Source organism: Streptomyces sp. NBC_00442, assembly GCF_036014195.1.
Lineage (GTDB): Bacteria > Actinomycetota > Actinomycetes > Streptomycetales > Streptomycetaceae > Streptomyces.
The window spans coordinates 4,968,220-4,990,565 of record NZ_CP107918.1; the positions used below are offsets into that span (position 1 = coordinate 4,968,220).

General features: G+C 71.7%; 21 protein-coding genes. 10 read left to right on the forward strand and 11 right to left on the reverse strand.

All coding sequences use genetic code 11. From position 1 onward, the window contains the following. Positions 1 to 145: 145 nt before the first annotated feature. The 3 genes from OG432_RS22220 (at position 146) to OG432_RS22230 (ending at position 6,065) form a co-directional block, all read left to right on the forward strand. The gene (locus OG432_RS22220; protein ID WP_328312708.1) at positions 146 to 3,886 is read left to right on the forward strand and encodes an ABC transporter ATP-binding protein; all 3,741 of its coding nucleotides are present in this window, start codon (positions 146 to 148) and stop codon (positions 3,884 to 3,886) included. A gap of 241 nt (positions 3,887 to 4,127) precedes the next feature. Next, on the forward strand, positions 4,128 to 4,559 hold the full coding sequence (locus tag OG432_RS22225; protein ID WP_328312709.1) for a hypothetical protein: 432 nt from the start codon (positions 4,128 to 4,130) through the stop codon (positions 4,557 to 4,559). 99 nt (positions 4,560 to 4,658) lie between these two features. Continuing rightward, positions 4,659 to 6,065 (forward strand): S28 family serine protease, encoded by a 1,407-nt coding sequence (locus tag OG432_RS22230; protein WP_328312710.1) that lies wholly within the window; start codon positions 4,659 to 4,661, stop codon positions 6,063 to 6,065. Positions 6,066 to 6,219: 154 nt separating this feature from the next. On the opposite strand, the gene OG432_RS22235 is transcribed toward OG432_RS22230, so the two are convergent. The 3 genes from OG432_RS22235 to OG432_RS22245 form a co-directional block, all read right to left on the reverse strand. Beyond that, positions 6,220 to 8,088 carry a glycoside hydrolase family 3 protein gene (locus OG432_RS22235; protein WP_328312711.1) on the reverse strand — a complete coding sequence of 623 codons (1,869 nt, stop codon included), beginning with the start codon at positions 8,086 to 8,088 and terminating at the stop codon, positions 6,220 to 6,222. A gap of 144 nt (positions 8,089 to 8,232) precedes the next feature. Continuing rightward, positions 8,233 to 8,439: a hypothetical protein gene (locus tag OG432_RS22240; RefSeq protein ID WP_328315377.1), complete on the reverse strand. Its 207-nt coding sequence runs from the start codon at positions 8,437 to 8,439 to the stop codon at positions 8,233 to 8,235. Then, a complete protein-coding gene (locus tag OG432_RS22245; protein WP_328312712.1) occupies positions 8,397 to 8,618 on the reverse strand; it encodes a hypothetical protein in 222 nt (73 codons plus the stop codon). Before OG432_RS22245 ends, OG432_RS22240 begins: the two co-directional genes overlap by 43 nt. Before the next feature lie 113 nt (positions 8,619 to 8,731). On the opposite strand from OG432_RS22245, the gene OG432_RS22250 reads away from it, so the two are divergent. Further along, entirely contained in the window at positions 8,732 to 9,556 is an 825-nt protein-coding gene (locus tag OG432_RS22250) for a helix-turn-helix domain-containing protein (RefSeq protein WP_328312713.1), read from the forward strand. After that, entirely contained in the window at positions 9,543 to 9,839 is a 297-nt protein-coding gene (locus tag OG432_RS22255; RefSeq protein ID WP_443058433.1) for a DUF397 domain-containing protein, read from the forward strand. Before OG432_RS22250 ends, OG432_RS22255 begins: the two co-directional genes overlap by 14 nt. Here the strand turns inward: OG432_RS22255 and OG432_RS22260 are convergent. Next, complete coding sequence (locus OG432_RS22260) at positions 9,829 to 10,746, reverse strand: LysR family transcriptional regulator (protein ID WP_328312714.1); 918 nt, start codon at positions 10,744 to 10,746, stop codon at positions 9,829 to 9,831. The two genes, OG432_RS22255 and OG432_RS22260, sit on opposite strands and share 11 nt — an antisense overlap. A 126-nt stretch (positions 10,747 to 10,872) precedes the next feature. Between OG432_RS22260 and OG432_RS22265 the strand changes: the two genes are divergently transcribed. Beyond that, positions 10,873 to 11,811 carry an EamA family transporter gene (locus tag OG432_RS22265; protein ID WP_328312715.1) on the forward strand — a complete coding sequence of 313 codons (939 nt, stop codon included), beginning with the start codon at positions 10,873 to 10,875 and terminating at the stop codon, positions 11,809 to 11,811. Positions 11,812 to 12,010: 199 nt separating this feature from the next. Continuing rightward, positions 12,011 to 12,364: a hypothetical protein gene (locus tag OG432_RS22270; RefSeq protein WP_328312716.1), complete on the forward strand. Its 354-nt coding sequence runs from the start codon at positions 12,011 to 12,013 to the stop codon at positions 12,362 to 12,364. Between the two features lie 30 nt (positions 12,365 to 12,394). On the opposite strand, the gene OG432_RS22275 is transcribed toward OG432_RS22270, so the two are convergent. The 4 genes from OG432_RS22275 to OG432_RS22290 form a co-directional block, all read right to left on the reverse strand. Next, the gene (locus OG432_RS22275) at positions 12,395 to 13,165 is read right to left on the reverse strand and encodes a sugar phosphate isomerase/epimerase family protein (protein ID WP_328312717.1); all 771 of its coding nucleotides are present in this window, start codon (positions 13,163 to 13,165) and stop codon (positions 12,395 to 12,397) included. 155 nt (positions 13,166 to 13,320) lie between these two features. Next, a complete protein-coding gene (locus OG432_RS22280; RefSeq protein WP_328315196.1) occupies positions 13,321 to 14,115 on the reverse strand; it encodes a sugar phosphate isomerase/epimerase family protein in 795 nt (264 codons plus the stop codon). 41 nt (positions 14,116 to 14,156) lie between these two features. Then, on the reverse strand, positions 14,157 to 15,308 hold the full coding sequence (locus tag OG432_RS22285; protein ID WP_328312718.1) for a dihydrodipicolinate synthase family protein: 1,152 nt from the start codon (positions 15,306 to 15,308) through the stop codon (positions 14,157 to 14,159). Further along, on the reverse strand, positions 15,305 to 16,465 hold the full coding sequence (locus tag OG432_RS22290) for a Gfo/Idh/MocA family protein (protein ID WP_328312719.1): 1,161 nt from the start codon (positions 16,463 to 16,465) through the stop codon (positions 15,305 to 15,307). The genes OG432_RS22285 and OG432_RS22290 overlap by 4 nt, the downstream gene beginning before the upstream one ends. Before the next feature lie 244 nt (positions 16,466 to 16,709). Here OG432_RS22290 and OG432_RS22295 point away from each other — a divergent pair, with 244 nt between their 5' ends. Beyond that, on the forward strand, positions 16,710 to 17,753 hold the full coding sequence (locus OG432_RS22295) for a LacI family DNA-binding transcriptional regulator (protein ID WP_328312720.1): 1,044 nt from the start codon (positions 16,710 to 16,712) through the stop codon (positions 17,751 to 17,753). Positions 17,754 to 18,045: 292 nt separating this feature from the next. On the opposite strand, the gene OG432_RS22300 is transcribed toward OG432_RS22295, so the two are convergent. Then, a complete protein-coding gene (locus OG432_RS22300; protein WP_328312721.1) occupies positions 18,046 to 18,636 on the reverse strand; it encodes a TetR/AcrR family transcriptional regulator in 591 nt (196 codons plus the stop codon). Between the two features lie 94 nt (positions 18,637 to 18,730). Between OG432_RS22300 and OG432_RS22305 the strand changes: the two genes are divergently transcribed. Beyond that, the gene (locus OG432_RS22305) at positions 18,731 to 19,693 is read left to right on the forward strand and encodes an alpha/beta fold hydrolase (protein WP_328312722.1); all 963 of its coding nucleotides are present in this window, start codon (positions 18,731 to 18,733) and stop codon (positions 19,691 to 19,693) included. 174 nt (positions 19,694 to 19,867) lie between these two features. Here OG432_RS22305 and OG432_RS22310 read toward each other — a convergent pair whose 3' ends face one another. Beyond that, positions 19,868 to 21,022, reverse strand: coding sequence for a CapA family protein (locus OG432_RS22310; protein WP_328312723.1), 1,155 nt, complete (start codon positions 21,020 to 21,022; stop codon positions 19,868 to 19,870). A gap of 158 nt (positions 21,023 to 21,180) precedes the next feature. On the opposite strand from OG432_RS22310, the gene OG432_RS22315 reads away from it, so the two are divergent. Beyond that, positions 21,181 to 21,417: a hypothetical protein gene (locus OG432_RS22315; RefSeq protein ID WP_328312724.1), complete on the forward strand. Its 237-nt coding sequence runs from the start codon at positions 21,181 to 21,183 to the stop codon at positions 21,415 to 21,417. A gap of 154 nt (positions 21,418 to 21,571) precedes the next feature. On the opposite strand, the gene OG432_RS22320 is transcribed toward OG432_RS22315, so the two are convergent. Then, on the reverse strand, positions 21,572 to 22,144 hold the full coding sequence (locus OG432_RS22320) for a DUF937 domain-containing protein (protein ID WP_328312725.1): 573 nt from the start codon (positions 22,142 to 22,144) through the stop codon (positions 21,572 to 21,574). Positions 22,145 to 22,346: the final 202 nt, after the last annotated feature.

The window sequence follows — 22,346 nt, forward strand, 5'->3', positions numbered from 1 at the left end:
AGGCCCGGCCCGCCCCCGCGGTGGGGCCGTCCCGCCGTCGGACGGGTCCTAGGACCTACGTCCCGTATGTGTTGCGGCGGGATGAAATCCGCAGGCCCCCGTGTTGGGGCTTGCGGCAGGACCAGGTACCGACGGGAGGAATCACGTGACGGAGGGTGCGCAACAGGGGTGGGCGCGCAGGCTGACCGGGTACGCCTGGCGCTACCGGCGCAATGTCGTGCTGGCGCTCGGCTCGTCGCTCGGCGGCATGGCCGTCATGGCGCTCGTACCGCTGATCACCAAGGTCGTCATCGACGACGTCATCGGCGACCACACCCGCTCCCTCGCCGTCTGGACCGGGCTCCTCATAGCCTGCGCCGTCGTGGTGTACGCCATGACGTACGTACGGCGGTACTACGGAGGGCGCCTCGCCCTCGACGTCCAGCACGACCTGCGCACCGAGATGTACCGCACGATCACCCGCCTCGACGGGCGGCGCCAGGACGAGCTGTCCACCGGACAGGTCGTCGGCCGCGCCACCAGCGACCTCCAGCTGATCCAGGGCCTGCTCTTCATGCTGCCGATGACCATCGGCAACGTCCTGCTCTTCGTGATCTCCATCGTGATCATGGCGTGGCTCTCGCCGCTCCTGACCCTCGTCGCCCTCGCCGTGGCGCCGGCCCTCTGGTTCATCGCCAGACGCAGCCGCGCCCGCCTGTTCCCCGCCACCTGGTACGCCCAGGGCCAGGCCGCCGCCGTCGCCGGGGTCGTCGACGGCGCCGTGTCCGGGGTCCGGGTCGTCAAGGGCTTCGGCCAGGAGGACCAGGAGACGGGCAAGCTCCGCGAGGTCGGCCGCAAGCTGTTCGCGGGCCGCCTGCGCACCATCAAGCTGAACTCCCGCTACACCCCGGCCCTCCAGGCCGTCCCGGCCCTCGGACAGGTCGCCATGCTGGCGCTCGGCGGCTGGCTCGCGACCCGTGGCCAGATCACGCTCGGCACGTTCGTCGCCTTCTCCACCTACCTGGCCCAGCTCGTCGGCCCCGTCCGCATGCTCGCCATGGTGCTCACCGTGGGCCAGCAGGCGCGGGCCGGCGTCGAGCGCGTCCTCGAGCTCATCGACACCGAGCCGTCGATGCAGGACGGCACCATGGAGCTGTCCCCGGACGCCCCCGCCACCGTCGAGTTCGACGACGTGCGCTTCGGCTACGACGACGGGCGGCCTGTCCTCGACGGTTTCTCCCTCTCCATCCGGCCCGGCGAGACCGTCGCCGTGGTCGGCTCGTCCGGCTCCGGCAAGTCCACCGTCTCGCTCCTGCTGCCGCGTTTCTACGACGTCGCGCACGGCGCCGTCCTCATCGGCGGCCACGACGTGCGCGAGCTCACGCTCTCCTCGCTGCGCGCCGCCATCGGCCTGGTCCCCGAGGACTCCTTCCTCTTCTCCGACACCGTCCGCGCCAACATCGCGTACGGAAAGCCGGACGCCACCCAGGAGGAGATCGACAGGGCGGCCCGTGCCGCCCAGGCGGACCGGTTCATCTCCGAGCTGCCCAAGGGGTACGACACCACCGTCGGCGAGCACGGCCTGACCCTCTCCGGCGGGCAGCGCCAGCGCATCGCGCTCGCCCGCGCCATCCTCACCGACCCCCGCCTGCTCGTCCTCGACGACGCGACCTCGGCCGTCGACGCCCGCGTCGAGCACGAGATCCACGAGGCCCTCAAGTCGGTCATGGCCGGCCGCACCACCCTGCTCATCGCACACCGCCGCTCCACCCTCGGCCTCGCCGACCGCATCGCCGTGCTCGACGGCGGACGGCTCGCCGCGATCGGCACCCACGACGAGCTCCAGCGCGACAGCGCCCTCTACCGCCGCCTGCTCACCGACCCCGACGAGCTCGGCGGGGTGTCGCCGGGCCACACCCCGCCCGCCCCGCACGCGGAGGACGAGGACCGCTCCGTACGGGAGGAGCTGGATGCCGAGTTCGACGCCGAGCGCGGCATCACCCCGCCGCTGTGGGTACGCGAGGACAAGGCGGAGTCCGCCGCCCCCGGCGGCATGCCTGCCACCCCCGAACTGCTCGCCCAGGTCGAGGCGTTGCCGCCCGCCACCGACGTCCCCGCGATAGACGAGGCGAAGGCCGTCCAGGCGGAGGACTCCTACGGCCTGCGCCGGCTGCTCCGCGGCTTCGGCCTTCCCCTCCTCGCCTCGCTCCTCCTCGTCGTGATCGACGCGGGAATGTCGCTGATCCTGCCGATCCTGATCCGGCACGGCATCGACCAAGGCGTCACCAAGCTCGCGCTCGGCGCCGTCTGGACGGCGGCCGGCCTGGCACTGCTCAGCGTCGCCGTGCAGTGGCTCGCCCAGACCCGCGAGACGCAGCTCACCGGCCGCACCGGCGAACGCATTCTCTACACCCTGCGCCTGAAGATCTTCGCCCAGCTCCAGCGGCTCGGACTCGACTACTACGAACGGGAGTTGACCGGACGCATCATGACCCGCATGACGACGGACGTGGACGCGCTGTCCACGTTCCTCCAGACGGGCCTGGTCACCGCGTTCGTCTCCGTCGTCACGTTCTTCGGCATCATGGTGGCGCTGCTCGTCATCGACATCCAGCTCGCCCTCGTCGTCTTCGCCACGCTCCCCCTGCTCGTCGTCGGCACCTACGTGTTCCGCAGGAAGAGCGTGAAGGCGTACGAACTCGCCCGTGAGCGCATCAGCGTCGTCAACGCCGACCTCCAGGAGTCGGTGTCGGGCCTGCGCATCGTGCAGGCGTTCCGGCGCGAGCACGACGGGGCCGAGCGGTTCGCCGAGCGCAGCGACCACTACCGCCAGGCGCGGGTGCGCGGCCAGTGGCTGATCTCGGTGTACTTCCCGTTCGTGCAGCTCCTGTCCTCGGTGGCGGCGGCCGCCGTCCTGATCGTCGGCGCACACCGCGTCGACGCCGGCACCCTCACCACGGGTGCGCTCGTCGCCTACCTCCTCTACATCGACCTGTTCTTCGCCCCGGTGCAGCAGCTCTCGCAGGTCTTCGACGGCTACCAGCAGGCGGCGGTGTCGCTCAAGCGCATCCAGGAACTGCTGCGCGAGAAGCCCTCCACCGCCGACGCCCGCGAGCCCCTCGACGTCCTGTCGCTGCGGGGCGAGATCGCCTTCGAGAACGTCGACTTCGCGTACGGGTCCGCCGACGACGCCGACGAGCCCGAGGAAGCGCTCAGCGGGGTCGACCTGCGCATACCGGCCGGGCAGACCGTCGCCTTCGTCGGCGAGACCGGCGCGGGCAAGTCCACCCTCGTCAAGCTGGTGGCGCGCTTCTACGATCCGACGGCCGGGCGGGTCACCGCCGACGGCACGGACCTGCGCGACCTGGACATCACCGCCTACCGGCACCGGCTCGGCGTGGTCCCGCAGGAGGCGTACCTCTTCGCCGGCACGGTCCGCGACGCCATCGCGTACGGGCGTCCCGAGGCGAGCGACGCCGAGGTGGAGGCGGCGGCGCGCGCGGTCGGCGCCCACGACATGATCGCCACGCTCGACGACGGCTACCTCCACGAGGTCGCCGAGCGCGGCCGCAACCTCTCCGCCGGGCAGCGCCAGCTCATCGCGCTGGCCCGCGCGGAACTGGTCGACCCCGACGTCCTGCTGCTCGACGAGGCGACGGCGGCGCTCGACCTCGCGACGGAGGCCCAGGTCAACCAGGCCACCGACCGCCTCACAGGCCGCCGCACCACCCTGGTCGTGGCCCACCGCCTGACCACGGCGGCGCGGGCGGACCGCGTGATCGTGATGGACGGGGGGCGGGTCGCGGAGGACGGCACCCACGACGAACTCCTCGCGGCGAACGGCACGTACGCCCGCCTGTGGCACACCTTCATCGGCCGACCCGAAACCGAACCCGCCCGCACCTGACCCCCCTGCCCGGCACCGCGTAGTCGAGGGGCGCGGGGAACTGCGCGAGAGGCGAGCACGGTCCGCAGCCGAAAGCGGGTTTCAGCCCGGACGGGGCTGAGGATGTCCGTGCCGGCCCGCACGGCGGAGTTGGGGGCGCGGGGAACTGCTCGGGTGCCGGGTGCGCGGCGAGACCCGAGAACCGTCGGACGACTTCTCGCGTCCCTCCCCACATACGCGCAAGTGGCGGAAAGGTGCAAGCGTGTTCGGTGCGATGTTCGGCGGTGTGCGGAAGAGGGGGCTCCTCGGCCCGGGGCTCGCGGTGCTCACGATGGCGGGTGGCCTCGTCGTGTTCGGCCCGGCCGGCGGCAGCGCCGACGCGGCCGCCGCCTGCGCGGGACGAGCCGTCAGGACGGTCGGGTTCAGCGCGGGCGAGCTGCGCCTGTACAAGGGCAACGGCTACGCCTGCGCGACGACCGTCGCCAGGAGCGCGGGCCCCCGGCGCCAGATGTCGGTCACCATCCAGGCCCGCGGCGGCGCGCCCGCCGGCGACTCGGGCGTCTACACCCAGCGCGCCGGTCCGGTCACGGTGTACTCGGGCAACCGCTGCGTCCGCGCCACGGGCGCGATATCGGGAAGCTCGGCCCAGACGGGCTGGGTCTGCTGCCCCCCCGCCCTCCCGCGGAATCCATGACTCCCCTGTGATCAACGGGGTCTGGCGGGCCCGGTGTTGCCCCGGCTAGGTTCGCGGGACCACGTTCCGAGCCCACAGGGGCCCCACAGGGGAGTGTGCATGCGCAAGGCGCTCAGATGGCTGCTGTCGCTCGTCGTGCTGATAGGCACGATGACCGCGACCGGAGCCACGGCAGGGGCGGCCACCGCCGCCGAGCCGGACATCAAGGACCGCATCCTGGCGATACCCGGGATGAGTCTCATTGAGGAGAAGCCGTACGCCGGCTACCGCTACTTCGTACTGAACTTCACGCAGCCGGTGGACCACCACAACCCGTACAGCCGGGCCACCTTCAAGCAGCGGATCACCGTGCTGCACAAGGACACCGACCGGCCGACGGTGATGTACACCAGCGGCTACGACGTCTCGACCACCCCCAGTCGCAGCGAGCCGACGCAGATCGTGGACGGCAACCAGGTCTCCGTCGAGTACCGCTTCTTCCCCCAGTCGCGTCCCACGCCCACCAACTGGGCCAAGGACGACATATGGCAGGCGGCCAGTGACCAGCACGCCATCTTCAAGGCCCTGAAGCCGCTCTACTCGAAGAACTGGCTGACCACCGGCGGTTCCAAGGGCGGCATGACGGCCACGTACTACAAGCGGTTCTACCCGCGCGACATGGACGGCGTCGTCGCGTACGTGGCGCCCAACGACGTGGTGAACACCGAGGATTCGGCGTACGACCGCTTCTTCACGTCGGTCGGCACCAAGGAGTGCCGCGACAAGCTGGAGGGCGTGCAGCGCGAGGCGCTGGTGCGGCGCGGGCCCCTGGAGAAGAAGTACCAGGAGTACGCGGCCGCGAACGGCTACACCTTCACGACGGTCGGCTCCCTCGACAAGGCGTACGAGGCGGTCGTGCTCGACTACGTGTGGGGCTTCTGGCAGTACAGCCTCCTCGCTGACTGCACCACGATCCCGGGCGACGCGGCGCACGCCACCGACCAGGCGATCTGGGACTCCGTCGACACGATCTCCGGCTTCTCCTTCTACACCGACCAGGGCCTGGCGCCGTACACGGCGTACTACTACCAGGCCGGTACGCAGCTGGGCTCGCCCACCATCAAGCAGCCCTGGCTCGGCAAGCTGAGCCGCTACGGCTACCAGCCGCCGCGCAACTTCGTGCCGCGCAGCATCCCGATGCGGTTCCAGCCGGGCGCGATGCGCGACGTCGACTCGTGGGTCAAGCACCACGCGGACCACATGCTGTACGTGTACGGGCAGAACGACCCGTGGGGCGCGGAGCGCTTCTCGCTCGGGGCGGGCGTGCGTGACTCCTACGTCTACACCGTGCCGGGTGGCAACCACGGCTCGAAGGTGTCCCTGCTTCCGGCCACGCAGAAGTCCAGCGCCACGGCTTCCATTCTCCGCTGGGCGGGCCTGGATCCGGCTCCGGCGAAGCCGCAGTCCCCGTACGACGCGAAGCTGGACGCGCCCCAGCTCACGCGGGAACCGTCCCTGCGCCCGTAACCCCGGCGGCTCCACCCCGGGCCCGTCCGGCCCGCACACCGCCCCGGGGTGGAGCCCCCGACCCCCAACCCCGCTTTCGGTTGCGGACCGTGCGTGGCTGGTCGCGCCGTTCCCCGCTCCCCTGACGGGGCTCGGTAGAGCTCCAGGGGGTGCGTCAGTACGACAGGCCGTGGCCGATCGGGTAGAGGTCCCGGGTCGGGTCGTCCGCGCGGGGTACCGCGACCGGGAGGCGGCCCCGGGGGCGGGTGCGACCGGCCAACACCCGTACCGCCGCGCGGAGTTCGACGTCCGTCCAGGAATACGTCGCGAGCGACGCCCCGTACCCGCTCAGGTACGCGACGTCGTACGGGTTGCGCAGCGCGAGGTGGACGACCGGCACACCCGTCGCGCCCAGGGCCGCCACCAGTCGGCTCTGCGCACCGCCCGCCCCGGCGTTGTACGTGCCCACGACCACCACGTCCCGCCCCGCGCACGCCGCGACCGCCGCAGCGATCTGCGCCGGAGTCGGAAGGGTTCCCGTCGGCAACGCCGTTGCCTGGAAGCCGAGTTCGGTCAGCGCGTCCGCCAGGACGGTCGTGGGCGGGCCCGTCGTGCCGGACGGCGAGTCCGGGTCGGCGCCCACGACCAGGACCCGGCGGTGACGCCGGCGCGACAGCGGCAGCAGCCCGCGCGGATCGGCGAGCAGCGTCGTGGTCCGCTCGGCGATCTCGTCGGCCGCCGCGCGGTGGGCCCGCGTACCCACGACCCGGTCGACGCCCCGGTCGCTGACGTACGGCCGGGCGAACAGGCCGCGCCGCTCCTTGAGCCGCAGAACGCGCAGCACGGACGCGTCGAGGCGGGCCTCGCTCAGCTCGCCGCTCGCCACCGCCGCCCGCACCCCGGCGAACGCCACGTCCAGCTTGGGCGGATCGAGCAGCTGGTCGACGCCCGCCTTCAGGGCCAGCACCGGCACCCGGTCGTCGCCGTACTTGTCGCGTACGCCCTTCATGCCGAGCGAGTCCGTGATGACGACCCCGTCGTAGCCGAGCTGTTCGCGCAGGATGCCGGTGAGAATGGGGCGGGACAGGGTCGCCGGGTCGTTGCTCGGGTCGAGCGCGGGGAACTGGATGTGCGCCGTCATGATCGCGTCGATCCCGGCCGCGATCGCGGCCTTGAACGGCGGCGCGTCAAGCCGCTCCCACTCCTCACGGCTGTGGGTGATGACCGGGATCCCGGTGTGGCTGTCGACGCTGGTGTCGCCGTGCCCGGGGAAGTGCTTGGCGGTCGCGGCGACCGACGCCTCCTGGTAGCCGCGCACCTCGGCCGCGACCATCCGGGCCACGGCGGCCGGGTCCGCCCCGAAGCTCCGTACGCCGATGACGGGGTTGGCGGGGTTGATGTTCACGTCGGCGTCGGGCGAGTAGTCCTGGCGGATGCCGATCGCGGCGAGCTCGGCGCCCGAGATCCGGCCGAGCGTGCGGGCGTCCGCCGTCGAGCCGCCCGCGCCCATCGCCATCGCGCCGGGGAAGAGCGTGGCCGGCGCGCCGACCCGGCACACGATCCCGTGTTCCTGGTCGGTGGCGATGAGCAGCGGCACCGGAACGCGCTGGGCGAGCCCGGCCGCCTGGATGCCGTTGGAAAGGGCGGCGATCTGGTGCGGGTCGCGGGTGTTGTGCGCCCAGGTGAAGTAGATGATGCCGCCGACGTGGTACCTGGCGATGAGCTCGGCCGCGTCGCGCACCCCGATCTCGCGGAGGTTGGCGTCGATGTCCGCCTGGTCGGGGGCGGTGGCCGAGTGCCCGTAGATCCGCATGACGAAGAGCTGGCCGATCTTCTCCTCGACCGACATGCGGGCGATGACCGCGCGCAGACGGCGGTCGGCGTCCCGGTCCCGCGCGGCATCAGTGGCGCTGACGCCGGACGAGCCGGACGCGCCGGACGCGGCGCTCGCGGCGGACGCGGGCAGCCGGGACCCGAGGGCGGTCGCGGCGGCCACGGCGGCGGTGGTGGTCAGGAGGCTGCGTCTTGAGGTGCGGTGCTGCACGTGCGGCTCCTTCCGGCGAAGCGGGGTTTGCCAGGGAGTGGAAGAAACTTCCACTCCCGAACCGTTATCCGGAAAGTTATTGTCAGTCAAGGCTCCGCGCGCGAACCCGCCCCGCGCGCCCCGGCCTGGATAACCGCCGCCCCGCTACTCCCGTCCCGCCGCCAGGTGGCCCCGGCGGCCCGCCACCTCGACGTCCGCCTCGTTCGCCGTCGCCCGTCCGCGCCATGGGGTGGGCGGATGCGGCATGACGTACGGCTGCCAGGTCCGGCCCCCGTCGTGCGTCACCCGCAACGCGAGCGCGGGCCCGGCTACCAGTTGCCCCCATGCCGGGCGGTCTTCTCCATCAGCCATGCGCACACCTCCTCTTCCTCCTGCGCGGAGGCGGTACGCAGATCACGTACGGCGATGGTGGCGACGAAGTACACGAACCGCACCCGCCGCCACTCTCCGTCCGCGCCGATCACCTTTCCGGGCCCGTACACGTCGGTACCGGTATGGGCGACGTACGCCCCGACGCCGTGCGCTGCCATGCGACTGCCTCTCACTGTGTGTGGTGTTCCGCTCACAGCGTGGGGTCACGTTCCGTACGCTGAACAGTGCACAGAGCGTGACAACGGCACCTGCACGCAGGGGAGTTGATGGTGTGGCGATCGAGGACAATCCCGTATCCCGTATTCGATACGGCGAGGAACTCAAGGCCAGGCGCGAGGCCGCCGGTCTCACTCAGGAGGAGCTCAGCCGACTTGCGATGATGTCGCGCACACATATCGCCCACATCGAGGCGGGGCGGCGCCGGCCGGACGTCGCCGATGCGCGGAGGCTTGACATGGTGCTGGACACCGGCGGGTTCTTCGAGCGGTTCCTGCCGACGCTGGACGGGCGCCAAGTGGCTGAGCACTTCGAAGAGGCGCTGGAGTTCGAGCAGCAGGCGACACTGATTCGTCAGTACGCGCCCAAGTTGGTGCCGGGATTCCTCCAGACGGAGGCGTACGCGCACGAGGTGCTCAGCTCGGGGCATCCGCCCAAGAGTGACCAGGAACGTGACCGGCTGCTTGGGGCGCGGCTGGCGCGAGCCGGAGTCCTTCATGACTTCGACAACCCCGTTGTGTGGACGATGCTCGACGAAGCTGTGCTGCGGCGGCCCATAGGCGGTCCGCTCGTGATGTGCGAACAGCTGCGTCACCTAGTGGCGTTGGGCGAGGGTCGTCGCATCCGCCTTCATGTACTCCCGTACGAGGCAGGCGCACACGCCTTGTTGGAGGGCCATGTCTCGTTGATGTGGTTCAGCGACCTCCCGCCCATCGCGTACGTGGAAGGCTTGAACAACGGCCGGGTATGGGAGCTTCCGTCCGTGGTGAGGCAGTGCCAGGAGGCCTACGACCACGCTCTCGGCGATGCGTTGTCGCACCAAAGCTCTCTGGCGCTGATCCGTTCTGTGGCGGAGGATTACGAGCATGATGCGCAGTGAGCAGATCATTCCCAACGCCTCCGTGTTGACCGGTTGGCGCAAGTCCAGCCATAGCGGCGGCGACAGCGGCCAGTGCCTCGAAGTGAACGACGCGTACGCCACTTGGCGGAAGTCCTCGTACAGCGGCGGCGAGAGCGGCGAATGCCTGGAGTTCAGCGACGCGTGCTCCGCGTGCGTGCCCGTGCGGGACAGCAAGAATCCGACCGGGCCGGCCGTCGTGTTCGGGACGGGCGCGTGGACCTCGTTCGTGGACGCGGTCAAGGGCGACGGCCTCAACGGCTGACGCCGCCGGCGTCGTCCTGCCACGCGTCCCGTACCGCCCGCACCGCCGCCTTGATCGCCGGGCGGCGGGCCGCGCCGGTGCGCCACAGGGCGTAGAGGCGGCGGGTCGGGACGGGGGTGAGGGGGAGGGCCACGACGGCCTCGGGGAGCGGGCCCCGGCCCAGACGCGGTACGAGCGCGATGCCCAAACCGACTGCGACCAGGGCGAGTTGGGTGTGGTACTCGGCCGCCTGGTGGCGCAGATCGGGCTCGTGGCCGTCGGCGCGCAGGGTGCGGACGAGCCAGTCGTGGCAGACCGAGCCGGGCGGCTGGCAGATCCAGGGTTCGTGGGCGAGGTCGGCGCGGTGGACTACGCGGCGGGACGCCAGTGGGTGGTCCGCCGGGACCAGGACGTCGCAGTGGTCGTCGCCGATGGGCGCGTGCTCGACGCCGTCGGGGGCGGGCAGTGGGGCGATGTCCCAGTCGTGGGCGACGGCCAGGTCGATGAGGCCCTTGGCGACGAGGTCGACGGAGAGGTGCGGATCGACTTCGGACAACCGCGTTTCCAGGGCGGGGTGTTCGCGGGCGAGCGTGGCGAGGGCGGCCGGGAGCAGGCCGCGTGCGGCCGTGGGGAACGCGCCCACGGTCAGCACCCCGGCGGGCCGTCCGCGCCGCTCTTCGAGCGTGGTCTCCGTACGCTCGACAATGGTCAGCAACTCCTGTGCCGCAGAGGCCAGTTGCAGTGCGTCCTCGGTGAGGGCGATGCCTCGGCCCCGGCGTTCGAGCAGGGTCGTACGGGTCTCGCGTTCCAGCTTCGTGATCTGCTGCGAGATGGCGGACGGGGTGTAGCCGAGCGCCGCGGCAGCGGCGGCGACCGAGCCGTGGACGTGGACCGCGTGCAGCGCGCGCAGCCTGGCCAGATCGAGCACGGGGCCTCCGTCGGGTGAGTCGGGCGGGCCGAGGTGGTGGTGAAGGAGCGGATTAAGCGTTGCTTCATTTCATCATCAAGGAATCCGCGCTGGTGCTGAAGGGTCGGCGGCGCTGATCCTCGACGCATGCGTCCCGTACACATCCTGCTCGCCGTTCTCGTCGCCGCCGTCTGGGGGGTGAACTTCGTCGTCATCGACGTAGGCCTCGGCCACTTCCCGCCGCTCCTGTTCTCCGCCCTGCGCTTCCTCGTCGCGGCGCTGCCCGCCGTGTTCTTCGTCGGCCGGCCCAAGGTCGCCCGGAAATGGATCGTGGCGGTGGGGCTCGTGCTCGGCGTGGCGAAGTTCGGGCTGCTGTTCATCGGAATGAGCCGGGGGATGCCGGCGGGGCTCTCCTCGCTCGTCCTTCAGGTGCAGGCGGTGTTCACGGCGGTCGTGGCGATGGCCGTCCTGGGTGAACGGCTGCGTGGTGTACGCCTGTTGGGGATGGGTGTGGCGCTGGCGGGGATCGTGGTGGCGGGGGTGGACGAGGGGACGAGCGGCCCGCTGCTCGGCTTCTCGCTGACCGTGGCCGCGGCGGCGTGCTGGGGCGTCGCGAACGTCCTCACCCGCAAGGCGGCCCCGCCCGACGCGCTCAACTTCATGGTGTGGGTGTCGGTCGTCCCCGTACTCCCGCTGCTCGCGCTGTCCCTCCTCTTCGAAGGCCCGCGACGGGACGCCGAGGCGCTCGCCGGGTTCGACTGGAGCGGGGCGGGGGCGCTGGTGTACGTGGCGTGGATCAGCACGGTGTTCGGGTTCGGGGCGTGGGGCATGCTGCTGCGCCGCTACCCGGCGTCGTCCGTGGCGCCGTTCAGCCTGCTCGTGCCGGTGTTCGGGATGACCTCGGCGGCACTGTTCCTCGGCGAGGCGGTGACGCCGCTGCGGTGGTGTGCGGGGGCGCTCCTGGTGGGCGGGGTGGCGCTCACGTCGCTGTCGCGGTCGGTGGGGGCGGCCACGCGCGAAACCCCGGGGGCGGGCGAGAGGGAGCGGGAGCGCGGAGGCCCGCTGCCCGCCCGGCTCGCCCGGTGAGACGAGCCCCGTCTCACCGGGCTGGGCGAGGGCGAGGCGGCGGTCCGGGTCGGCCGGCCCGACGACCCCGGTCGGCGCGGGTGGGCCGGACGGGGGACGGCGAATCCTTTCGGCAGGGCTCCCAGGGATGGCGCCACGGCTGTCCAGGTAGGAAGCGCGAGACCTACCCCTTCGCCTCGCTCCTCCCGAAAGGGTCTCCATGCGTCTTCGCCATGCTCTCGTCTCCTTCTGCGGTGCCCTGGCGCTGACCGCCACGCTGGGCGCGCCCGCCCACGCGGCGGTCGGCGACTTCACCTACACGTACGTCGGCCTGGACGGCAGGCCGCACGAAGGGGGCATGTCCAACCCGGAGGACATCGTCTGCATCACCATCCAGGAAGCGGCCGACCCGGATGTCTCCGAGCCGGCGTTCGCCCCCCACAACAGGACGAACATGTCCGCCATGGTGTTCACCGAGCCCGACTGCACCGGTGACTCCTGGACGCTGAAGCCCCACGGCAAGCCCGCCACCGACCGCCTGAAGCTGCGCTCGGTGGCCTTCTTCACCAAGTAGGGCCACGCCTCCTCGCGGGCGGCGGCGCGCTCAACTCGTCCGTCCGGTGCGGCGGGTCAGGTACTCCTGGCCCGCCTGGAGGAGGCCGGGGAGCGGGGCGGCCTCCGGGTACCAGCGCTGCTCGTACTCCCAGCACACCCAGCCGTCCTGCGGGAGCAGGCTCAGGCAGGCGGCGAGGGGGAGCACACCGGTGCCGAGGGGGAGCGGGGTGGTGTCCTCGGCCGATGCGATGTCCTTCACCTGCGTGTAGCCGAGGTGGGGGGAGAGGTGGGCGAAGGACTCCGCCGGGCTCTCGCCGCCGAGCCAGGTGTGCATGACGTCCCAGAGCGCGCCCACGCCGGTGTCGCCCACGCGGTCCAGGACGGCGGCGGCGGCTCTGCCCGTGCGGTGCGAGTCGTGGGTTTCCAGGAGGATGCGTACGTTGCTCTCGCGGGCCAACTCCGCCGCGTCGGCCAGCTGTTGTACGGCCCTTTCGGTGGCGGCGGGGGTGTTGTCGCCGCCGGGGAAGACACGGACGTAGGCGGCGCCCAGGTCGTGGGCCAGCCGTACGAGTTCGGGGAGCTCGTGGGGGGTCAGGGGCTGGGCGACTCTGGCGTATCCGGCCACGGCGAGGATCCGGATGCCGTGGTCCTTGAACTGCCGTGCCGTGGCTGCCCTTTCGTCGGCGCCGATGCCGGGGTGTACGGGTTCCTCGGGGTGGGCCCTGAGCTCGACCCCGTGGTATCCGGTGGTGGCGGCCAGCCGTGCCACGGTCGGCATGGGGATGCCGGGGAGGCCGAGGGTGGAGAGGGCGAGCTTCATGGGGTTCCTTTCGACGGGGGTTTCCTTCCCCACCCCGCCCCTTTCCGCTGCGACACCCTGCGGCTCCGCCGCGGTGGGCGCGACGCTCGGCTCCGGGTGCCCTACAGGGGCGCGGGGAACTGCGCGGACTGGGTGACGGGGACGGGGTGGTACGGCTACCGCAGCTCGCTGAAGCGATGGGCCGTTTCCGTGAGGAGGGCCGCCCCGTCCGTCGCCCACAACGCCTCGTTGAAGAGCTCGACCTCCACCGGCCCGCCGTACCCCACCGAGTCGAGCAGCGCACACCACCCCGCCAAGTCGACGCAGCCAGAGCCCAGTTGACCGCGCCCGAGCAGCACGCCCGCGGGAAGCGGCGTCACCCAGTCCGCCAGCTGGAACGCGTGGATCCGGCCGGAGGCGCCCGCGCGGGCCACCGCGGCCGGCGCCGCGTCGTCCCACCACACGTGGTACGTGTCGACCACCACCCCCACCTGCTCCGCAGGGAACCGCTCCGCGATCCCCAGCGCCTGGCCGAGCGTGGACACCACGCAGCGGTCCGATGCGAACATCGGATGCAGGGGCTCGATCGCGAGGCGCACCCCGCGCGAAGCGGCGTACGGCGCGAGCGACGCCAGCGCGTCGGCGACCCGCTCCCGCGCGCCGGCGAGGTCCTTGGAGCCGGGCGGAAGGCCGCCCGAGACGAGCACCAGCGTGTCCGTGCCCAGCGTCGCCGCCTCGTCGATGGCCGCACGGTTGTCCGCGAGCGCCGCCGCCCGTTCGGCGGGGTCGATCGCCGTGAGGAACCCGCCGCGGCACAGCGAGCTCACGTCAAGTCCCGCGCCGCGGACCAGCTTTGCCGACGCCTCCAGGCCGTACGCCGCCACCGGCTCGCGCCACAGCCCGACCCCGCGCACCCCGAGCCGTACGCACGCCTCCACCAGCTCCGGCAGGGCGAGCTGCTTCACCGTCATCTGGTTGATGCTGAAGCGGGAAGGAACGATCGCCGGACTGCTCACTGGGCTACTCCGTACACGGTCAGGAGGGATTTCATGCGGGACGCGGCCAGCGACGGGTCCGGGAACAGGCCCAGCCCGTCGGCCAGTTCGTAGGCCCGCGCGAAGTGCCGCAGCGAGCGCGCCGACTGGAGACCGCCGACCATCGTGAAGTGCGACTGGTGGCCCGCGAGCCACGCCAGGAACACCACGCCCGTCTTGTAGAAGCGGGTCGGGGGCTCGAAGAGGTGGCGGGAAAGGGGGACCGTCGGGTCGAGGGTGGCGTGGAAGGCTCCGGTGTCGCCCTTGTCGAGCAGGCGCACCGCCTGTGCGGCGAGGGGGCCCAGCGGGTCGAAGATCCCCAACAGGGCGTGGCTGAAGCCCTGTTCGTCGCCCGCGATGAGCTCGGGATAGTTGAAGTCGTCGCCGGTGTAGCACCGTACGCCGTCGGGGAGGCGGCGGCGCAGCTCCACCTCGCGGCGGGCGTCCAGGAGGGACACCTTGATGCCGTCGACCTTGTCGGGGTGGGCGGCGATGACATCGAGGAAGGTGTCCGTCGCCGCGTCCAGGTCGGCCGAGCCCCAGTAGCCGTCGAGCGCCGGATCGAACATCGGGCCGAGCCAGTGCAGGATGACCGGGCCGGACGCCTGGCGCAGCAGGTGCTCGTAGACCGAGAGGTAGTCCTCGGCGCTTCGGGCCGCCGCCGCGAGGGCGCGCGACGCCATCACAATGGGCTGCGCACCGGCCTCTTCGACCAGCGCGAGCTGTTCCTCGTACGCCGCCCGCACCTCGGCGAGCGCGCCGGATCCGAGCTGGTCCGTGCCGACACCGCAGGCGATCCGTCCGCCGACTGCCTTCGCCTCGGCGGCACTTCGGCGGATGAGTTCCGCCGCCACCGGCCAGTCGAGGCCCATGCCGCGCTGCGCCGTGTCCATCGCCTCCGCGACGCCGAGCCCGTGCGACCACAGGTGGCGGCGGAAGGCGAGCGTGGCGTCCCAGTCGACGGCGGCGGGCGCGTCGGGCGCGACGTCGGCGTACGGGTCCGCGACGACGTGCGCGGCGGAGAAGACCGAACGGGAGGCGGGCGGCGGGCCCGGCGGCAGCGCGAGCGGGGCCGCGCGGGGCTCGTAGCGGTTCGTCGTGCCGTCGGGGCCCGGCAGCAGGAGGCTCACAGCGCGATCTCCGGAACGTCGAGACGGCGGCCCTCGGCGCAGGAGCGCAGGCCCAGTTCGGCGAGCTGCACGCCGCGCGCACCCGCGAACAGATCCCAGTGGTAGGGCTCGTCCAGCGCCACGTGCCGCAGGAACAGCTCCCACTGCGCCTTGAACCCGTTGTCGAACGTGTCGTTGTCCGGGACCTCCTGCCACTGAGCGCGGAACGGCTCCGTGGCGGGAAGGTCGGGGTTCCACACCGGCTTCGGCGTCGAACCACGGTGCTGCACACGGCAGTTGCGCAGGCCCGCGACCGCCGAGCCCTCGGTTCCGTCCACCTGGAACTCGACGAGTTCGTCGCGGTTGACGCGCACCGCCCACGAGGAGTTGATCTGGGCGACCGCGCCGCCCTCCAGCCGGAAGATGCCGTACGCGGCGTCGTCGGCCGTCGCCGTGTACGGCTTGCCGTGCTCGTCCCAGCGCTGCGGGATGTGGGTGGCGGTCTGCGCGGTCACCGACGTGACCCGGCCGAACAGCTCGTGCAGGACGTACTCCCAGTGCGGGAACATGTCCACGACGATGCCGCCGCCGTCCTCGCGCCGGTAGTTCCAGGACGGGCGCTGCGCGCTCTGCCAGTCGCCCTCGAAGACCCAGTAACCGAACTCGCCGCGCACGGACAGGATCCGGCCGAAGAACCCGCCATCGATCAGACGCCTCAGCTTCAGCAGGCCCGGCAGGAACAGCTTGTCCTGGACGACGCCGTGCTTCACGCCGGCCGCGCGGGCGAGCCGGGCCAGGTCGAGCGCGCCGGCCAGTCCGGTCGCGGTCGGCTTCTCGGTGTAGACGTGCTTGCCCGCCGCTATGGCCTTGCCGAGCGCCTCCTCGCGGGCGGACGTCACCTGGGCGTCGAAATAGATGTCGACGCTCGGATCGGCGAGCACCGCGTCCAGATCGGTCGACCACTCGGTGAGGCCGTGCCGTTCGGCCATCGCCTTCAGCGCGTGGTCGCGCCGGCCGATCAGGACCGGCTCGGGCCACAGCGTGGTCCCGTCGCCCAGATCGAGGCCGCCCTGCTCGCGGAGGGCGAGGAGGGAGCGTACGAGGTGCTGGCGGTAACCCATGCGTCCGGTGACGCCGTTCATGGCGATCCGCACGGTCCTGCGTGACGACGCCGTCATGTGATCCCTCCGAAGCTGTGGGATGGGGGCTGTGAGGTGTGTGGGTGTGGGCGGTTCGGCGATAGTAAGCGCTTTCTACAGGGCAGGACGCTAGCCTGCGCACAGCGCCTCGGACAAGAGGCCGAAAGCTTGAACGGCCGGGCGGTGGTTCGACCATGGCCCGGACACGGTTCCGGGGCGCGGTGGCACGGTGCGACCTGGCCGGCCGCGGTTCGACCACGGCCCGATCGGTGCGGAGGCAGAGATGACAGCGACCCTGGCGGACGTGGCGGCTCGGGCCCAGGTGTCCCCGGCGACCGTGTCGCGCGTGCTCAACGGCAACTATCCGGTGGCCGCGGCCACGCGGGAGCGGGTGCTGCGCGCGGTCGACGACCTCGACTACGTCCTGAACGGGCCCGCGAGTTCGCTCGCCGCGGCCACGTCCGATCTGGTCGGCATCCTCGTCAACGACATCGCCGACCCGTTCTTCGGCATCATCGCCGGTGCGGCCCAGGCGGCCATCGGCGAGGAGCGCGGGGCGCGCGAGAAGCTCTCCGTCATCTGCAACACCGGGGGCTCGCCGGAACGCGAACTGACCTATCTGACGCTGCTCCAGCGCCAGCGCGCGGCCGCCGTCATCGTGACGGGCGGTGCCCTTGAGGACCCCGAGCACGCGGCGGCGGTCGCCGCGAAGCTGGCGCGGCTGGCCGACGCGGGGACCCGGATCGTGCTGTGCGGGCGGCCGCCGCTGCCCGGCGACAGCGTCACCGCGACGCTCGCGTTCGACAACCGGGGCGGCAGCAGGCGCCTGGCGGAACACCTCATCGGGCTCGGCCACCGCAGGATCGGTTACGTGGCCGGGCCCACCGAGCGCACGACGACCCGGCACCGCCTGGAGGGCCACCGGGCCGCCCTCGCGGAGGCCGGACTCCGTCTCGACCACCTGGTGGTGCACGGGTCCTACGACCGGCGTTCCGGGTACGATGCGACGCTCGAACTGCTGCGCAGGGATGGCGAGTTGACGGCTGTGGTGGCCGCGAACGACACGGTGGCGCTGGGGGCGTGCGCGGCGCTGCGGGACCGGGGGGTTTCCGTGCCGGGGGAGGTGTCGGTGGCGGGGTTCGGGGATCTGCCGTTCAGTGCGGATGCGGTGCCGGGGCTGACGACGGTGCGGTTGCCGTTGGCTGAGGCGGGGGCTCGGGCGGGCCGTCTTGCCCTTGCTCTCGATCCGGCTCCGCCGGGGGGGATCGCGACGGTGCAGGGTGAGCTGATGGTGCGCGCCTCGACGGCCGCGCCGCGCCGCCCGTAGCCCCTTTCGCGCAGTTCCCCGCGCCCCCAAAGCGGCGGTGATCTGCGGGCCGTGCTCGCTTCTCGCGCAGTTCCCCGCGCCCCCAAAGCGGCGGTGATCTGCGGGCCGTGCTCGCTTCTCGCGCAGTTCCTCGCGCCCCCGAAATGTCGGTGATCTGCGGGCCGTGCTCGCTTCTCGCGCAGTTCCTCGCGCCCCTGACCACTTGGTGCCGGCCGGCATGGGCATCCTCGGCCCCGTCATGGGTTGCGCGATACGGGGTCCGGGGCGGAGTCCCAGGGGGGGATGGGCGGGGCTAGTTCTGGGTGGGCATGGCGTGGGTGAGGGCGTTCAGGCTGATGGCGACGACCGCGCGGAGCTGCTTCTGGCTCGCGCTCGTCCGGCTCAGCACGGCCAGTGACTGGTTGACCGCCGCCAGGTGAACCGCGAAGTCGTCGGCATCGCCCTCGGCCAACCGTGCGGCGCTCAGGGCGGCTCGCAGCCGCGCACGCTGAAAGCCCAGCGCTTCCGTCGCGCGGGCGGCGATCGTGGGGCCGAGTACCGGTGCCGCCATCGCGGTCTGGGCGATCAGGCATCCATCGGGGACGTCGGGGTCTGCGATGCGTCGCAGGGTGACCTCGAAGAACGCCCGTACCGCCTGGAGGGGGTCCTCGGACGCACAGGAAAGCGCCAGGTCGTACCTGCCTCCGTACCGCGCGGCGTAGCGGTCCAGGCAGCGCAGGTACAGCGCGTCCTTGTCGCCGAACGAGGAGTAGATGGAACTGCGGTTCAAGCCGGTCGTCCTGGAGAGGTCGTCGAGGGACGTGTCGGCGTATCCGGCCCGCCAGAACTGGACCATCGCCGCGTCGAGCGCGATGTCCACGTCGAACTGCTTCTTCCCCGCCATCACGCACGCACCTCGCTCTTGGAGCAGCCGTTGTGGGCTTGCCCTGCCCACTCTATCTTGAACCGTTCAGTTCAAGATGGCGTAGGCTCACGACATGACCGACGACGCCATGGCCCCGACCCCGATCCCGACCCCGTCCCGCTCCTACGAGCAGAACCCGGTCCCCGGGTTGCCGCTGTACGACCTCGCGGGCTTCACCCACCGCTGGGTCGACGCGGAGGGAATCCGGATGCACGCCGTGGAGGGCGGCCGGCCGGCCGGTCCCACCGTCGTCCTGCTCGCCGGATTCCCGCAGACCTGGTGGGCCTGGCGCAAGGTGATGCCGGGCCTTGCCGAGCGATTCCGCGTGATCGCGATCGACCTGCCGGGGCAGGGCCACTCCGACCGCCCTCAAGGGGCCTACGACACGCACACCGTCGCTTCGCGTGTTCAGGCCGCGCTGACCGCGCTGGACGTGTCGAAGTACTGGCTCGTCGGCCACGACATCGGGGCCTGGGTCGCCTTCTCGCTGGCCCTGACGCACGAAGAGCGCCTGCACGGTGTGGCTCTGCTCGACGCCGGCATTCCCGGCATCACCCTCCCGGAGTCCATCCCGACGGATCCCGAACGGGCCTGGAAGACCTGGCACTTCGCCTTCCACCTGGTGCCCGAGCTGCCCGAGACTCTGCTCACCGGCCGCGAACGTGACTACGTCGGCTGGTTCTTGAAGGTCAAGGCTCTGTCCCCGAACGCCTTCGACGGTGCCGAGGTCGACCATTACGCCGCGGCGATCGCGGCCGAGGGAGGGCTTTCGGCGTCGCTCGCCTATTACCGCGACGCGGCGGAATCGGCGCGTAGGAATCACGACGCTCTCGAACGAGGGCGCTTGACCTTGCCGGTCCTGGGAATCTCCAGCTCCCATGGCTCGATTCCGGACATGGCTGCTTCCATCAGGGCGTGGGCAGAGAACGCGACCGGCGTTGTCGTCCCAGGGGCCGGGCACTTCATTCCTGACGAGCGGCCGGGTGTGGTGGTGGACGTGTTGACCGCGTTCATCGGTGGCGGGAGGGTCGACTAGGCGGTGCTTGGCTGGGCCCCTGAAACCCGCTTCCGTCTGCGGGCGAGTGGGGGGCCGCCCGCGCAGTTCCCCGCGCCCCTTACGGGGCTCGGTGGAGGCATGGCTAGCCCGTCCGGCGATCGAGGACGAGCGCCCTTGAGGCGCGAACGAGGTCTGGGGCGGAGGCCCAGGGGGTTAGGTGGGGGGTGGGGTCAGGGAGGTGCAGGGGCGGAGGGCGGTCAGGCGGGACGTCACCGACTTCGCCGCCGCCCCGGACTGCGGCATCGGAACACCCCGCCCGTCCACCACCGCCGGCGTGAACGCCTGCTTCACCACCCGGCCGTGCGCCACCGTCAACGTCGCGATCCCGCTGTCATCGGAGTGCGGGTACGGCGACGTCCCGTACCAAAGCAGGTTCCCCAGACCGTAGTTGACGTACGTCTTGCCCAGCATCCCCGACCCCAGCATCACGTGCGCGTGCGTGCCGACCACCGCCGTCGCCCCCGCCGCGGACAGCTTCGCCGCGATGGACTTCTGCTCGGGCCCCGGGCAGCTCTGCCCCTCCGTGCCCCAGTGCAGGTACACCACGACCACATCCGCCTGCGCCTTCGCCCGCTTCACCGCCGCGACGAGCTTCGCCGCGTCGAGCGCGGAGGCTATGCCGGGCTTCTTCGGGCCGGCCCGGAACTTGTCGTTGGTCAGGTCCATCACCTGGCTCGCCGCTACGACGGCCAGCTTCACCCCGCGGATGTTCTTCACGTACGGCTTGTACGCCTCCGCCTCGTTCGCGCCGATGCCCAGGACCGGTATCGGCGCGTGGTGCACGGCGTCCAGCGTGTCGGAGAGACCCGCGGGGCCGTAGTCGACGGCGTGGTTGTTGGCCATCGACACCGCGTCCACGCCCGACTTCTGGAGCACGTTCAGGGCGCTCGGCGGCGTACGGAAGTGGTACAGCTTCGGCTCCTCGGAGCCGCGCGTGGTGATCGCCGTCTCCAGGTTGACCATCGCGAAGTCGGCGCTCGCGACGGTCCGGGAGATGGGGCCGAGGGCCGGATCGGCCGGGGTCGCGTTCAGGCGGGACGCGGTCCGCTCGGTGAAGTGGACGTCACCGCCGAACGCGAGGGTGATCGTGCCCGGCGCCAGCGACGGCGTGGGCCCGGCCGTCACATCGGCCTGCGCCTCGGGGCTCGCGTCGGCGGACCGCGCGGCCCCGGACTGTACGGCGGCGGGCGCGGCCGACGGCGTGCCCGAGCACCCCGCGGACGCCAGCAGGGCGCCGACGGCCAGCACGGAGGCCTGGGCGGTGGCGGAGCGGCGACGGCGGGCGCGTGCGCGGGCGGGCGGGATCATGCGGGTCAGAGTATTCGCGCGGGCGTGCGAGACGGGGCGCGGGGTCCTCGCGTGCGCCCCGGGCTTCCTGGTCCATCTGTACGTATGCGTGAGCATGTGCGACCGGAAGGGGGGAAGTGATGCCGGGACGGGGCACGATCACGATCGGAGACGCAGACATGGCAGGTTTTCTCGACCGGGCCAAGGAGCAGGCGCAGAGCGCCATGCAACAGGGCAAGCAGAAGGTGGACGAGGTCCAGCAGCAGCGCGCGGGGAACGACCTTCTGAAGCGGCTGGGCGCGGCGTACTACGCCGAGCGGAACGGCGGCGGGCCCGCGGAGGCGACCCAGCAGGCGCTGACCGCCCTGGAGGTCCACATCGCGGCCCACGGCGACGCGTTCCTGCGCGGAGCCTGACCCGCCCGGAGCAGGGCTCGTGCCCGGCCGGGCAACCCGGCATACGGCGTGGTGCCGCATGCCGTGCCCGGCCGGGCACATTCGCTGGATCACGGCCGAGGGCCGGTCCTCAACGCGCGCTCCCTGAAGAGGAGTCGGCGCCGCGGAGGTGACGCTAGCGCTTCGTCCCGCCGCCCAGGATCTGGCCCAGGATGTCTCCGAGGCCGCCGGCGCCGCTGCCACCGCCGGCCCCGGGTGCCGCGCCCGATGTCCCGGACTTCGCGGCCGCCCGCTTGGTCAGTACCGCGAGCGCCACCGGCAGGAGGACCTCAAGGGCCTTCGTCACCGTCGCCGCGGGCAGCCCCGTCTTCTTGGCCACCGCGTTCGCGACGGGTCGGGCCACCTTCGCCAGCACCCCGGCCGCGAGGCCGCCGCTCAGCATCCCGCCCAGGCCGCCGCCGAGCGTGGCCACGCCCTGCAAGGGGGTGTCCTCGGGGGAGGGTGAGGGTGAGGGCGCGGCCTCGGCGGGATGCTGCGCGGCCGCCTCCGTCACCGCCTGGCGGACCTCGTCCCGGTCGTCCTGCGGCAGGTCGCCCGCCAGCGTGGACATCGTCGTGCCCACCATGTCCTGCGCGCCCGCCGCGTCCGTGCCGAGGAGTCCGGCGATCCGCTGGAGTCCGTCGTCGCCGAGCTCGTCCAGGACGTCTTGCTTCAAGGGCCGGTCGGAAGGAGCTGCGTCTTGGGTCATGGGTCGAACGCTACTTTTGCCCCGCTTCGTCGGCATGTCGAGGCCTCAAAAAAATTACTGCCCGCAATCGTGCAACCCTTTCGGAGTGACGGGAGTCTTTAGGTAGGTCAGCGCTTCAGGGGAGGGATCCGGGGGGATTTCGAGGAGCGTTGACGGGGAGGGAAATCAAGGGGCCCGGCCGACGGGCCGGGCCCCCTTGAAT

Excerpts from the sequence above, each read along its gene's own strand:
- OG432_RS22230 (WP_328312710.1), top strand. The coding sequence starts at position 4,659 with ATGCGCAAGGCGCTCAGATGGCTGCTGTCGCTCGTCGTGCTGATAGGC.
- OG432_RS22240 (WP_328315377.1), bottom strand. The coding sequence starts at position 8,439 with ATGGCTGATGGAGAAGACCGCCCGGCATGGGGGCAACTGGTAGCCGGG.
- OG432_RS22245 (WP_328312712.1), bottom strand. The coding sequence starts at position 8,618 with ATGGCAGCGCACGGCGTCGGGGCGTACGTCGCCCATACCGGTACCGAC.
- OG432_RS22255 (WP_443058433.1), top strand. The coding sequence starts at position 9,543 with ATGATGCGCAGTGAGCAGATCATTCCCAACGCCTCCGTGTTGACCGGT.
- OG432_RS22265 (WP_328312715.1), top strand. The coding sequence starts at position 10,873 with ATGCGTCCCGTACACATCCTGCTCGCCGTTCTCGTCGCCGCCGTCTGG.
- OG432_RS22270 (WP_328312716.1), top strand. The coding sequence starts at position 12,011 with ATGCGTCTTCGCCATGCTCTCGTCTCCTTCTGCGGTGCCCTGGCGCTG.
- OG432_RS22275 (WP_328312717.1), bottom strand. The coding sequence starts at position 13,165 with ATGAAGCTCGCCCTCTCCACCCTCGGCCTCCCCGGCATCCCCATGCCG.
- OG432_RS22280 (WP_328315196.1), bottom strand. The coding sequence starts at position 14,115 with ATGACGGTGAAGCAGCTCGCCCTGCCGGAGCTGGTGGAGGCGTGCGTA.
- OG432_RS22290 (WP_328312719.1), bottom strand. The coding sequence starts at position 16,465 with ATGACGGCGTCGTCACGCAGGACCGTGCGGATCGCCATGAACGGCGTC.
- OG432_RS22295 (WP_328312720.1), top strand. The coding sequence starts at position 16,710 with ATGACAGCGACCCTGGCGGACGTGGCGGCTCGGGCCCAGGTGTCCCCG.
- OG432_RS22300 (WP_328312721.1), bottom strand. The coding sequence starts at position 18,636 with ATGGCGGGGAAGAAGCAGTTCGACGTGGACATCGCGCTCGACGCGGCG.
- OG432_RS22305 (WP_328312722.1), top strand. The coding sequence starts at position 18,731 with ATGACCGACGACGCCATGGCCCCGACCCCGATCCCGACCCCGTCCCGC.
- OG432_RS22310 (WP_328312723.1), bottom strand. The coding sequence starts at position 21,022 with ATGATCCCGCCCGCCCGCGCACGCGCCCGCCGTCGCCGCTCCGCCACC.
- OG432_RS22315 (WP_328312724.1), top strand. The coding sequence starts at position 21,181 with ATGGCAGGTTTTCTCGACCGGGCCAAGGAGCAGGCGCAGAGCGCCATG.
- OG432_RS22320 (WP_328312725.1), bottom strand. The coding sequence starts at position 22,144 with ATGACCCAAGACGCAGCTCCTTCCGACCGGCCCTTGAAGCAAGACGTC.